This window comes from Streptomyces sp. NBC_01306, assembly GCF_026340465.1.
GTDB lineage: Bacteria > Actinomycetota > Actinomycetes > Streptomycetales > Streptomycetaceae > Streptomyces.
Window position 1 is genome coordinate 2,606,325 of the sequence record NZ_JAPEPC010000001.1, and the last position, 12,690, is coordinate 2,619,014.

The following is a 12,690-nucleotide window of genomic DNA, read 5'->3' on the forward strand; positions in this document are numbered from 1 at the left end:
GAGAGGCTGACTGACGAACTGTCTGGCTGGCTGACGGCTGGATCTGCGGTCGTCACGGCTGCCGGGCGGGGGCACTAACGTTCCGCCCATGACGACAGCACTGATCACGGGCGCGACCGCGGGAATCGGAGCCGCCTTCGCGCGGCGGCTGGCCACGGACGGCCACAACCTCGTACTGGTGGCACGCAATACCGAGCGGTTGCAGGAGCAGGCGACCGAGTTGCACGACCGGCACGGCATCGAAGCCGAGGTGCTGACCGCCGACCTCGGCACCGAGGACGGCATCGCCCTCGTAGAGAAGCGCCTCGCGGACTCCCGGAACGCGATCGACCTGCTGGTCAACAACGCCGGGTTCGGAAACAAGGGCCAGTTCCTCGACGTTCCGATGGCCGAGGAACTGACCATGCTCAAGGTCCACTGCGAGGCCGTCCTTCGGCTGACCTCCGCCGCAGTGCCGGGGATGCAGGCGCGGGGCCGTGGCGGCGTCGTCAATGTGGCGTCGGTGGCGGCGTTCCTGCCGCGGGGGACGTACGGCGCTTCGAAGGCCTGGGTCGTGCAGTTCACCCAGGGTGCTGCCAGGGATCTGGCGGGCTCGGGGGTGCGGCTGATGGCACTGTGCCCCGGCTTCGTGCGTACGGAGTTCCACGAGCGGGCGGGCATGGGGACGGACAACATCCCCGGGTGGATGTGGCTGGACGCCGACAAGCTGGTGGCGGCGGCGCTCACCGATCTTTCGCGCGGAAAGTCGCTGTCGATTCCCGACCCCCGGTACAAGGCGCTGATGGGCGTCGCGAAGCTGGCGCCGCGCGGCCTGCTCGGAGGCATCACCTCCAAGACAGGCCGCAAGTACGGTCCTCAGTAACGGCTGGCAGCAGTAACGGCCGGGAGTGGTGCAGGAGTGGTGCGGGAGTAGTAACAGCCGGCAGTCACGGCCATCGGCAGCGGGCCTCAGCGTTCGCGGCAGAGGCCCTGGTCAGCGGGCGGTGCCCGGCCCTGCGTAGGCGCCGATGTTGGGAGCGCCCGGCTTCAGCTTGTTGCCGAAGTAGTCCTTGCCGCCGTTGTCGGGGATGGCCGTTCCCGCGCCGATGGCAGGTGAGCCCTCGGACAGCCGGAAGTCGTCACGCAGCAGCGGGTCGGAGGTGATGCCTCCGGGGTTGGGGCGGGACATGTCGATCCCGTAGAACGCGTTGTGGTCGAGCGCCAGGCCGGCCGTCGGGTTGGAGAAGCCGTAGCCGCCGGTCCCTCCGCTCACGAAGATGTTGTTGCGGATGTGCTGCTCGTGCTGGGTGGTGGCAGGGCTGCTGTTGTCGTCCTGGACCAGATACCCGGGGATCGCCTCCTTGTTGGAGAAGGAGTTGTTGTAGATCTGGGTGTTCAGGATGGGGCCCGCGCAGTTCTGGAGCAGCCGGGTGCCGTCGTTGTGGCTGACGTTGTACCGGGCGACCGTGTCGATCGTCTTCGCCCCGCTGTACGGGCAGACCAGCAGGAAGCCGCCTTTGTTGTCGTGGCTGTAGTTGTACTGGAAGACCGTGTGGCTGGAGGCGCCGTCCGCGTCGAAGGACATGCCGTCGTGGCTGTTCCCGCCGCCCGAGACCTCGTTGTGCTGGATCAGGGTGTCATCGGTGTTGAACGTCCAGATGCCGGCGTTGGCGGAGGGCGAACGCAGCTGGAATCCGTCGACCCGGTTGCGTTCCACGACCGCGCCGCTGGTGGTGTCCAGCTTCATCCCGTCGCCGCCGATGGACTTCAGGGTGTTGTCGTGGACGCGTACGCCGGTGGACGGGGTCCAGGCGCCGGGATAGACGTTCGGGTCCTGTTGCTGGCCGACCAGATCGCGCTTGGAGAACGTCGACTTGAAGTAGATGCCCTCGCGGTCGACGTTCTCGATGCGGTTGTGGTGGATGTCCAGGCCGTCGTAGCTGCTGGCCTTCGCCGTGCCCTCGACGTCGATGTGGATGGCGCTGGAACCGGTGAGGGTCTTGGCGTCGCCGCCCCGTACATCGTGGATGTAGAGGTGGTCGATCTCGAAGCCCTGGGCAGTGCCGTAGTCGGTGAGGCGGAGCCGGACGGCGTTGCGCTCGCTGCCGGGCTCCGCGGCGTTGGTGATCTCCAGTCGGGACAGGTGGACGTACTGGGTGTTGGAGAGCAGTACGGCGTCGTGGGCGCCCGCACCATCGATCACGGCGCGGCCGTTGCCCGGACCGTAGTCGGCGATGGTGAAGGGGGCGTGGGACGATCCGGCTCCCTTCGGGGTGAGGGAACCTGTGCACGTCGCGCCTCGTTTGAAGAGGAGACGGTCACCGGGGCCGTAGGTGTGGGCGTTGGCCTGGGCGAGGGTGGTCCAGGGGTGGCGTGCCGAGCCGTCGTTCGTGGCGGGGCCTGCGGGGGCTGGGGCGGCCGCGCAGTCGACGTGGAAGGTGGCTCCGGGGTGGGGAGCCGCCTGGGCGGGGGTGGCCAGTCCGGTCACTGCCAACCCGGTCACAGCCAGACCGGTCGCTGCCAGCCCGGTCACTGCCAGCCCCGTCACAGCCAGTCTGGTCACTGCGAATGCGGTGAGGGACGCGGTGGTCAGAGGGGTGTGCGCAGGGCGAAGTCTCATCGTTCCTCCGGGGGTTGTGGGAGCTGCGGGAGCTGCGGGAGCTGCTGATGTTCCGGGGGGTGTGGGAGCTGCGGGAGGTGCAGGACGGTGGCGGTGCTGTCCTGCCAGGTCACCTTGATCGTGCGGGGGTCGCTGACATGAATGCTCCCGAGCGCTGCGGCGGGCGCGGGGTCCGGCTCGGCAGTGAGCGAGGCGAGGCTGACGAAGAGCGACTCGGGGGCGGTGGTGACGCCGTCGAGCGCGAGGATCCGTGAGGCCGGACCGAACAGGGTCGACCCTGCGCCGAGTTGGCGTGCCATCCCTGTGTAGCCGTGGACGGGGTGGAGCTGGGCGGTGAGGTCGGTAGGCAGCTGGGAGGCGGTCGGTCCGGCTGGGGCGGGAGGGGCGAGCGCGGTCTGTGGGGTGGCCTCGTCCGGCGTGGCGGTGGTTGTAGCTCCTGTTCCGGTGGCGGTTGCCGTCGTGGTGGCAGCGCCGGATGCGCTTGTCGTGGCGATGGCCCAGCCGGTCTGACATACGGGGGTACCGGCGTCCGCTCCGACGACCAGATGCGCACGGAGCTCTGCACGGCCGTGGACCACTGTCGCGGAGACAATCCGTACGCCGGGGAGCGGTTCTGTCACGGACGCCACCCAATCGGGCCCGGAGGCAAGTGGTGCGGCGGGGCCACGAGGGGTGGGTTCACCGTCGATGACCAGTGCGAAGTGGTTGTCGCACGGTGAGGCAGGGGGGCCAGTGGGGAGGGCGGAACTCGCGGGAACGGTAGAACTCGCCGGGGCCGCGGAGCTTACCGAACCGGTAGGACGACCCGTATCCGTGCCGGTACTGACGGCGCTCGTGAATCCGGCGCTTGTGAATCCGCGGCTCGTAAATCCGGTGCGGGTGGAGTACGCATAGCGGGAATACCCCGGGTCGTCGCCCTCGCCGACGTGGTTACTGCCGTGATTGTGGAGACGTACGAGCCCGTCCATCGCGGTGGACTGGATCAGCATGGCGGGCGGATCAAGCACGGTCACGGCATCTGCCGTCTCGGCGGGCAGCGGCTCCTCCGCCGCTGTCCAGACCGGATGGCCGGGTGGCATCAGCAACCCGAGGAACCCCTTGGACGCCCAGTAGGGCGATGCGGGGCCCGAGTACGGCTGGATGATCGGTTCGTACGGGCCGTGCCAGCCCAGAGTGAGCAGTCCGTGTTCGTCGGTCGCGCCGGTCGTGCTGGTCGCGCCGGTCGTGCTGGTCGCACCGGTCGCGCGGCGGCGCGCCAAACGGCTGGGGACGGCCGGGGCCACGGGAGTTACTGCGGCTACCGGAGCCAACGGGCCCACCGGAGCCAACGGGCCCCGGCCAGCTTCCGGGTCCGCATCCCGATCCAGGAAGTACCGCAGAGTTCCGGAGGCCAGGCGGCGGGTGGCCCCGGGTGTCAGCGGGGTGTGGCCGGTCATGGCGCCGAGCCAGGGGGCGGCCGCGGCGGCGAACCGGTAGCTGAGCGAGCGGCCGTACGGCATCGGCGCCCCGTCCGCGCCGAACATCCGCGTGTACGCGTCCAGGTGGGCGTGCAGCCGGGGCCCGTACCGGGCGAGCAGTTCCTTGTCCTCGCCCAGATGGGCGTGCAGGACCGGGTAGAAGTGCATTGCCCAGGCGTTGTAGTGGTCGAAGGAACGGTTGGGGCCGTCGCTGTACCAGCCGTCGCCGAGCCACCATTCCTCGATGCGTTCCAGTGCACGGTCGATCGTCTGCCGCGCCCGGTCGGTCTCGATTCCGGCGTCCTGCAGAAAGCCGGCGACAGTGAGCCCGAAGAGCCACCAGTTGTTGTTCACGGGCGACGGGCCGAGCGCGGGCAGCAGCCAGTCGACGGCCTGCTGCTGTGTGCGGCCGTCGAGGGTCTCCCAGAGCCAGGGCTGTGTGAGGCGCAGACCGAGCGCGACGGATGCGGATTCCACCAGGGCCTGCGGGGTTTCTGTTATCCGGGGCCAGCGGTCCGCGTCGCCCGGGCCCGCCTCCTCCGCACTGGGCGACGTGCCCGCCATGAGGCCCTCGGCGTAACGCGGGAGGAAGCCGTGCGGATCATCGCCCGCCGCACCGGCGACCCGGAAGGCGGCAAGGAGCCAGGTGCGGGCGTACCCTTCAAGGCCGTCGGAGCGCGGGCCCGACCAACTGGGCCGGTGGCCGGGGAGATTGATCAGACCATGACGGGGCGAGGCGTAGGGCCGCACGGCCAGCAGCAGTTCATCGGCCGCACCCTCCCATTCGGCACGGTTCCAGCCGGTGTACGGGCTGAGCCGGCTGGTCGGGACGGGCCGGCCCGGTGGACTGATCCGGCTCGACAGGTTCGGGCTCAGCATGATGCTCCCTGGGGGCGGACTTCGTCGTCGCCCGGCATCTTGAACCCACGAATGATCGAACGTCAATGCATGAGTGACGAATGATCGAAACTCCCATCGTTCGATCAAATTGCACTAGGGTCTGGCCGTGGCGGCCGGCCCTGCCGAGCCGGCCGCCACACATCCATCCATCACGCATCCGCCCACCACACAGCCGTCCACCACACAGCGACCCACCAGACAGCCACCCACCAGACCGCGAGGGGGACCACCGCCGTGCGCGAGAGTGCCGACGAACGCCATGACCGACTGCTTGAGTTCGTACGGGAGCAGGGATCGGCCCGCGTCTCCGATCTCGCGGCGCAGCTCGGCGTCTCCCCCGTCACGGTCCGGCGGGACGTCGAGACACTGGCGGAACGCGGGCTGCTCGACCGGGTGCACGGCTCGGTCTCCTGGCCGCGGTCCGCGGCAGCCACAGCCGGAACAGCGGCACCGCCCGGAGGCAGCGGCCTGGTCCTCGGGCTGCTGGTCCCCTCGGCGACGTACTACTTCGCCGAAGTGATCAGAGGTGCCCACGACGCGGCCGCGCAGGCCGGCGCACGGCTGATCCTGCGGATCTCCGACTACCGCCCCAAGGAGGACAAGGCCCGCGCCGAGGGCCTGCTCGCGGCGGGCGCCGAGGGCCTGCTGATCGCGCCGGGCTGGCAGGCCGCGGGCGACCGGGCGGCGTACGGCGACTGGATGTCGGAGCTGCCCGTACCCGCCGTACTCCTGGAACGGCAGCCCGCATTGGGCAGCCCCCTCGACGACATGGACCGGGTCTGTTCCGACCACCGGCACGGGGTGCTGCTGGCCGTGCGCCATCTGATCCGCCTCGGTCACGGCGCACCGTTGCTCGTCGCTCGCACGGACAGCCCGACCGCGCTCGCGGTACGGACCGGCTACGACGAGGCACTGGGCGCGCTGGGCCTGGAACAGCCGCGCCCCGTGATCGATTCGGTCCCGGCCGAACTGGACCGGAGCCGCTTCGAGGAGGCCGTACGGGCCGTGCAGTCCGCGGTGGCCACCGGGGGCGTGACGGCGGCCCTGGTTCACAACGACGTGGATGCCATCCATCTGGTGCAGCGCCTGGCCGAGTTGGGCGTACGCGTGCCGGAGGACCTGGCCCTGGTCGCCTACGACGACGAGGTGGCCGCCCTGGCGGACACTCCGCTCACCGCGGTGGCTCCGCCGAAACGCCAGGTCGGACTGCACGGGACCCGGATGCTGATCGAGCGGCTGGGCACGGGACCGCGCAGCCGGACACCGGAACGCCAGGAGCAGGAGGAGCCGGGCCGGCATCTGGCGCTGCTGCCCAGGCTGCACGTACGGATTTCCTGCGGGGCCGCCGCACCTCGGTAGAGGCGCCGCCGCACCCCGTGAAGGTGCCGACTCCCGTCCGGTGGAGATGCCCACTCCTGTCCGATGGGGGTGCCGACTCCCGTCCGGATTTCGATAACACTCTGATCTTTTTTCGATCATTCAATCTTTCGCTCTTGACTTCGGTCATTGCGGGGCCAAGGATCACGGCCAACGTCAATGTCGCCGCTAGCTCAGGAGTCTCGCTGTGAGCCGCAGTTGGAGCAGAACGACCCTTTCCATAGCCGGCGCCGCCACTGCCCTGGCCGTCCTCACGGCCTGCGGCAGCAGCGGCGACGACTCCGCGAAGGGCACGAACGGCAAGCCTGTGACCATCACGTTCTGGGGCTGGGCCAAGGGCTCCAAGGAGACCGTGGACGCGTTCAACGCCTCGCACAAGAACATCCACGTGAAGTACGAGGAGATCCCGTCCGGCAATGCCGGCGGCTACGCCAAGATCTCCAACGCGGTCAAGGCGGGCAACGCCCCCGACCTGGTCTCCATCGAGTACCCCCAGCTGCCGGAGTACGTCAGCCAGGGCGCGCTCCAGGACATCAGCAAGTACATGACCGACGACGTCAAGAAGAAGTTCCTGCCGCAGGCCGTTGAGCAGACCACGCTGGGCGGCAAGAACTGGGCTGTCCCGTTCGACGCGTCGCCGCAGGCCTTCTACTACCGGAAGGACCTGTTCAGCAAGTACGGGATCGCGGTACCCAAGACCTGGGACGACTTCCGCAAGGCCGCGGAGAAGGTCAAGAAGGCCGACAAGAAGGCCCGCATCGGCACCTTCTTCCCTGATGACCCGACCACCTTCGAGGCGATGGCCTGGCAGGCCGGCGCCCAGTGGTTCAAGGCGGACGGGGACACCTGGAAGGTCAACACCACGGACTCCGCCACCAACAAGGTCGCCGGCTACTGGCAGGGGCTGATCAAGGACGACCTGATCCGCTCGCAGGCCTCCTTCAGCCCGGAGTGGACCAACTCCCTCAAGAACGGCGGCACCATCGGGTACCTCGGCGCCGCCTGGGGTGCCGGAGTCCTGAAGTCCACGCTGCCCGAGCAGAAGGGCAAGTGGGCCATCGCCCCGATGCCGACCTGGGACGGGCAGGCCGCCAGCGGCATGCTCGGTGGCTCCACCTGGGCCGTGACCAAGGACAGCAAGCACGCCGACGCGGCAGTCGAGTTCGCCAAGTGGATGTCGACCACGCAGGACGGCATCAAGGCCCGTATCTCTTCGGGCACTTCGAGCGCCTACCCGGCCGCGACCGAGCTGCTGCCCGCCGCGAAGAAGGCCTTCGACGCCTCGTACTACGGCGGCCAGGACATCTACCAGCTGTTCGGCACCGCAGCAGCCTCGATCAAGCCGGGCTGGACCTGGGGCCCGGCGACCGGCACCACGAACACCGCGATCAAGGACCAGTTCGGCAAGGTCGCCAGCGGTGGCGCCACGGTCAGCGGGTCGGTCAAGGCCGGCCATGACGCGACCGTCCAGGAGCTGAAGAAGCGCGGCCTGAAGGTCGAGGGCTGACCGGTTATGAAGGCCCGCACCCGCGCCGCCGCGATCCTGCTGACCCCGTTCTACGTCCTGTTCACCGCTGTGATGCTGGTGCCGATCGGATACGCGGTCTGGCTCAGCCTCTTCACCGAGAAGCAGTCGGGACTGGGGTTCGGCGGCTCCGAGTCCGTGTTCTCGGGTCTCGACAACTATGCGGCGGCGCTGGGTGACCGGGCTTTCCGTGAGGGCTTCGGCGTACTGCTCGGATACTGCGTCATCTACATCCCCCTGATGGTCTGCGGCGCCCTCGCACTCGCACTGCTGCTGGACTCCGCGCTGGCCCGCGCCAAACGCTTCTTCCAGCTCGCGCTCTTCCTGCCGCACGCCGTTCCAGGCATCATCGCGGCGCTGATCTGGGTCTACCTCTACACACCCGGGCTGAGTCCGGTGGTCTCCGCGATGCACTCGGGCGGCATCGGCTTCGACTTCTTCTCCTCGTCGGGCGCTCTGCCCTCCGTCGTCAACATCGCGCTGTGGGAGTGGCTCGGCTACAACATGGTGATCTTCTACGCCGCCCTGCAGGCCATCGACCGCTCGGTTCTCGAAGCGGCCACGGTGGACGGCGCCGGGGGCTGGCGCACAGCCGTCAGCATCAAACTCCCGCTGATCCGTGCTTCTGTGGTGATGGTCGCGCTCTTCACCATCATCGGTTCGCTCCAGCTGTTCACCGAGCCGCTGATCCTCAACAGCGGCGCCGGGTCCGCCGTCTCCTCCACCTGGACACCGAACATGTACGCGTACACCGCCGCCTTCTCCCGCAACGACTACGGGCTCGCGGCGTCCGCCTCCGTGCTCCTGGCTCTCACCGCCGCACTGCTGTCGTTCCTCGTCACCCGCTTCACCGGCCGTAAGGGGAAGAACGCATGAGCCCCCGCCCGGCACCGAAGAACCGCTGGCTCTCGAAGACCGCGGTCAACGGCGCGCTGGTCCTCGCCGTCGTCTACATGCTCTTCCCTCTCATCTGGCTGGTCACCGCCTCCACCAAGGACACCGGCGGGCTGCTCTCCGGCAACGCCTTCTCGTTCAAGGGCTTCAACCTCGGCCAGAACATCTCCGACCTGGCCTCCTACGGTGGCGGCGTCTACTTCCGCTGGTACGGGAACAGCCTGCTGTACGCGGGTGTGGGCGCCGTCCTCTGCTCACTGATCTGCGTCGCCGCCGGATACGCCTTCGACAAGTACGAGTTCCGGGGCAAGGAGAAGCTCTTCGGGCTCGTCCTGCTGGGCGTGCTGGTGCCCACCACCGCACTCGCGCTGCCGATGTATCTGCTGGCCAGCAAGATCGGCATCGTCAACACCTACTGGTCGGTGCTGATCCCGGTCCTGGTCAACCCCTTCGGCGTCTACCTCGCCCGGGTCTTCAGCGCCGGCTACATCCCGAATGAGGCGCTGGAGGCAGCCCGTATCGACGGGGCCGGTGAGCTGCGGACCTTCTGGTCCATCGGTATGCCCATGATGATGCCGGGGTTCGTGACGATCTTCCTCTTCCAGTTCACGGCGATCTGGAACAACTTCTTCCTCCCCCTGGTCATGCTCTCGGACCGCGATCTCTTCCCCTTGAGCCTCGGCCTGTACTCGTGGAACACCAACACCCATGGCGAGCCGAGCTTCTATCCGCTCGTGGTCACCGGCTCCCTCCTCGCCGTCATCCCCCTGATCGTCGCCTTCGTCTCGCTCCAGCGGCACTGGAAGGCCGGTCTGACCGCCGGAAGCGTCAAATGACCACCGCCGAACGGCCACCGCCCATCACGGTCCGGTCCCGACCGGTTCGGGCCGACGCGGACGAGGCCAAGCAGGACCAGGCCACCGCACGCCAAGCCGACGCAGACCAGGCCACCCCAGACCAAGCCACCCCAGACCAAGCCATCCCAGACCGAGCCACGTCAAACCAAGCCGACTCCGACCCGGCCGACACAGACCATGCCACCGCACACCAGGCCGGCACAGACCGGGCCGACTCCTACCGGGCTGCGCCCGAAGCAACCGAGAAGGAGCACTGGAACCACCATGCACCACGCCACTGACAATCGGCCGGGCGTCCTGCTTGCGATGGCTCCGGGCATCGTGGAGCGCCTCTTCGCCGAGCGCCATCACGTCCGGCTCACCACCCTGGCGCGTACGGACAGCCGACTCGTCGCTCACGACCTGGCGAGACCCACGGCCGAGGTCGCCGCGGCTCTCGCCGGGGCTGAAGTCCTCTTCACCTGCTGGGGCGCGACCCCGCTCACCCCCCGGATCCTGGACTCCGCACCCCGGTTGCGCGCCGTCGTCCACGCGGCCGGCTCGGTCAAGCACCACATCACCGAGGCATGCTGGGAGCGCGGCATCACCGTCGCTTCGGCCGCCGCGGCCAATGCGCTGCCCGTGGCCGAGTACACCCTGGCCACGATCCTGCTCGCCAACAAGCGTGTCCTGCAGTCCGCCTACCGGTACCGCGCGATGCGCGGCGACCACGACTGGCGGGACGAGCTGGACGGCGCGGGCAACTACCGGCGCACCGTCGGCATCATCGGCGCCTCCCGGATCGGCCGACGGGTGATCGAACTGCTGCGCCCCTTCGATCTGCGGGTCCTGCTGTACGACCCGTACGTCGATGCGGCAGAAGCCGCCGCGCTCGGTGTGGAGCCGGTGCCGCTGGACGAACTGTGCGCCCACAGCGACATCGTCAGCGTGCACGCCCCGCAGCTTCCCGCCACCCGGCACATGATCGGGGCCCGCCAGCTGGCCGCGATGCCGGACGGGGCGACGCTGATCAACACGGCCCGCGGTTCGCTGATCGACGAGGACGCGCTGGTTCCGGAACTGGTGGGCGGGCGGCTGCACGCGGTGCTCGATGTGACGGAGCCTGAGACCCCGTACGCGGAGTCACCGCTCTACGACCTGCCGAACGTTCTGCTGACCCCGCACATCGCCGGGTCGCTCGGCGGCGAGCTGCACCGGATGGCGGACCAGGCTCTGGACGAGCTCGAACGGTACACGTCGGGGCAGGAGTTCGCGGATCCCGTACTTCCGTCGGACCTGACGCACTCGGCCTGACCGGACCCGGTCACGGCCCCCGGCACTGCCCCCGGCTCCCGCCCCCCCCCCCGTAAACACCGAGGCCCGGCACCCCTTCCAAGTGAAGGGGTGCCGGGCCTCAAGCGTGCGTCGTGTCAGCCTCAGTGCGAGTGGCCGTGGCCGTGGCCCGCCTCGGGCTCCTCCTCCGCCGGCTTCTCGACGACCAGGGTCTCGGTCGTGAGCAGCAGCGAAGCGATGGACGCGGCGTTCTCCAGCGCGGAGCGGGTGACCTTGACCGGGTCGATGACGCCGGCCTTCACCAGGTCGCCGTACTCGCCGGTCGCGGCGTTGAAGCCGTTGCCCTTGTCGAGCTCGGCGACCTTCGAGGTGATGACGTAGCCCTCGAGGCCGGCGTTCTCGGCGATCCAGCGCAGCGGCTCGACAGCGGCACGGCGGACGACCGCGACACCCGTGGCCTCGTCGCCGGTCTTGCCCAGGTTGCCTTCGAGCACCTTGACGGCGTGCACCAGAGCGGAGCCACCACCGGAGACGATGCCCTCCTCGACCGCGGCGCGGGTCGCGGAGATGGCGTCCTCCAGACGGTGCTTCTTCTCCTTGAGCTCCACCTCGGTGGCGGCACCGACGCGGATCACGCACACGCCGCCGGCCAGCTTCGCAAGGCGCTCCTGGAGCTTCTCGCGGTCCCAGTCGGAGTCCGTGGACTCGATCTCGGCCTTGATCTGGTTGACGCGGCCCTGGACCTCGTCGGACTTGCCACCGCCGTCGACGATGACCGTGTCGTCCTTGGTGATGGTGACGCGGCGGGCGGTGCCCAGCACGTCGAGACCGGCCTGGTCGAGCTTGAGTCCGACCTCCTCGGCGATGACCGTGGCACCGGTGAGGGTGGCCATGTCGCCGAGCATCGCCTTGCGGCGGTCGCCGAAGCCGGGGGCCTTGACCGCGACCGCGTTGAAGGTGCCGCGGATCTTGTTCACGACCAGGGTCGACAGGGCCTCGCCCTCGACGTCCTCGGCGATGATCAGCAGCGGCTTGGAGCCACCCGCCTGGATGACCTTCTCAAGGAGCGGCAGCAGGTCCTGGATCGAACCGATCTTGCCCTGGTGGATCAGGATGTACGGGTCGTCGAGGACGGCCTCCATACGCTCCTGGTCGGTCACCATGTACGGCGAGAGGTAACCCTTGTCGAAGGCCATGCCCTCGGTGAAGTCCAGGTCCAGACCGAAGGTGTTGGACTCCTCGACGGTGATGACACCGTCCTTGCCGACCTTGTCCATCGCCTCGGCGATGAGCTCGCCGACCTGCTTGTCCTGCGCGGAGAGACCGGCGACAGCGGCGATGTCGGACTTGTCATCGATCGGGCGGGCGGTCGCGAGGAGCTCCTCGGACACAGCCTTGACCGCGGCGTCGATGCCCTTCTTCAGGGAGGCGGGGGAAGCGCCGGCGGCGACGTTGCGCAGACCCTCGCGGACCAGCGCCTGGGCCAGCACGGTGGCGGTGGTGGTGCCGTCACCCGCGATGTCGTTGGTCTTGGTCGCCACCTCCTTCACCAGCTGCGCGCCGAGGTTCTCGTACGGGTCGTCGAGCTCGACCTCGCGGGCGATCGTGACACCGTCGTTGGTGATGGTGGGAGCGCCGAACTTCTTGTCGATGACGACGTTGCGGCCCTTGGGGCCGATCGTCACCTTGACCGTGTCGGCAAGCTTGTTGACGCCGCGCTCAAGGGCGCGACGGGCGTCCTCGTCGAACTTCAGGATCTTCGCCATGGAGCTGATTCAGTCCTCTCAAAAACGAACTGCGCCCCCAGTG

The 12,690-nt window shown here is 68.7% G+C and carries 9 protein-coding genes; 6 read left to right on the top strand and 3 right to left on the bottom strand.

Annotation, left to right across the window (positions count from 1 at the left end; genetic code table 11):
- The first annotated feature begins 88 nt into the window (after positions 1 to 88).
- Positions 89 to 862, top strand: a complete 774-nt coding sequence (locus OG385_RS11190; protein ID WP_266854193.1) for an SDR family oxidoreductase — start codon at positions 89 to 91, stop codon at positions 860 to 862.
- Between the two features lie 111 nt (positions 863 to 973).
- Here OG385_RS11190 and OG385_RS11195 read toward each other — a convergent pair whose 3' ends face one another.
- Both OG385_RS11195 and OG385_RS11200 read right to left on the bottom strand, forming a co-directional pair.
- Entirely contained in the window at positions 974 to 2,599 is a 1,626-nt protein-coding gene (locus OG385_RS11195; RefSeq protein ID WP_266854195.1) for a right-handed parallel beta-helix repeat-containing protein, read from the bottom strand.
- The gene (locus tag OG385_RS11200) at positions 2,596 to 4,935 is read right to left on the bottom strand and encodes a DUF2264 domain-containing protein (protein ID WP_266854197.1); all 2,340 of its coding nucleotides are present in this window, start codon (positions 4,933 to 4,935) and stop codon (positions 2,596 to 2,598) included. The genes OG385_RS11195 and OG385_RS11200 overlap by 4 nt, the downstream gene beginning before the upstream one ends.
- Before the next feature lie 255 nt (positions 4,936 to 5,190).
- Here OG385_RS11200 and OG385_RS11205 point away from each other — a divergent pair, with 255 nt between their 5' ends.
- The 5 genes from OG385_RS11205 (at position 5,191) to OG385_RS11225 (ending at position 10,902) form a co-directional block, all read left to right on the top strand.
- Complete coding sequence (locus tag OG385_RS11205) at positions 5,191 to 6,315, top strand: substrate-binding domain-containing protein (protein ID WP_266854198.1); 1,125 nt, start codon at positions 5,191 to 5,193, stop codon at positions 6,313 to 6,315.
- A 205-nt stretch (positions 6,316 to 6,520) separates the two neighbouring features.
- Entirely contained in the window at positions 6,521 to 7,840 is a 1,320-nt protein-coding gene (locus OG385_RS11210; protein ID WP_266854199.1) for a sugar ABC transporter substrate-binding protein, read from the top strand.
- A gap of 6 nt (positions 7,841 to 7,846) precedes the next feature.
- Positions 7,847 to 8,734, top strand: coding sequence for a carbohydrate ABC transporter permease (locus OG385_RS11215; protein WP_266854201.1), 888 nt, complete (start codon positions 7,847 to 7,849; stop codon positions 8,732 to 8,734).
- On the top strand, positions 8,731 to 9,588 hold the full coding sequence (locus OG385_RS11220) for a carbohydrate ABC transporter permease (RefSeq protein WP_266854202.1): 858 nt from the start codon (positions 8,731 to 8,733) through the stop codon (positions 9,586 to 9,588). Before OG385_RS11215 ends, OG385_RS11220 begins: the two co-directional genes overlap by 4 nt.
- A 285-nt stretch (positions 9,589 to 9,873) precedes the next feature.
- Positions 9,874 to 10,902: a hydroxyacid dehydrogenase gene (locus OG385_RS11225; RefSeq protein ID WP_266854204.1), complete on the top strand. Its 1,029-nt coding sequence runs from the start codon at positions 9,874 to 9,876 to the stop codon at positions 10,900 to 10,902.
- A gap of 122 nt (positions 10,903 to 11,024) precedes the next feature.
- Here the strand turns inward: OG385_RS11225 and groL are convergent, their stop codons facing one another.
- A complete protein-coding gene (gene groL, locus OG385_RS11230; RefSeq protein WP_266854206.1) occupies positions 11,025 to 12,647 on the bottom strand; it encodes a chaperonin GroEL in 1,623 nt (540 codons plus the stop codon).
- Between the last annotated feature and the right edge of the window lie 43 nt (positions 12,648 to 12,690).

Bases quoted from the DNA above. Each gene is read 5' to 3' on its own strand.
- OG385_RS11195 (WP_266854195.1), bottom strand. From the start codon at position 2,599: ATGAGACTTCGCCCTGCGCACACCCCTCTGACCACCGCGTCCCTCACC.
- OG385_RS11215 (WP_266854201.1), top strand. From the start codon at position 7,847: ATGAAGGCCCGCACCCGCGCCGCCGCGATCCTGCTGACCCCGTTCTAC.
- OG385_RS11190 (WP_266854193.1), top strand. From the start codon at position 89: ATGACGACAGCACTGATCACGGGCGCGACCGCGGGAATCGGAGCCGCC.
- OG385_RS11225 (WP_266854204.1), top strand. From the start codon at position 9,874: ATGCACCACGCCACTGACAATCGGCCGGGCGTCCTGCTTGCGATGGCT.
- groL (WP_266854206.1), bottom strand. From the start codon at position 12,647: ATGGCGAAGATCCTGAAGTTCGACGAGGACGCCCGTCGCGCCCTTGAG.
- OG385_RS11220 (WP_266854202.1), top strand. From the start codon at position 8,731: ATGAGCCCCCGCCCGGCACCGAAGAACCGCTGGCTCTCGAAGACCGCG.
- OG385_RS11200 (WP_266854197.1), bottom strand. From the start codon at position 4,935: ATGCTGAGCCCGAACCTGTCGAGCCGGATCAGTCCACCGGGCCGGCCC.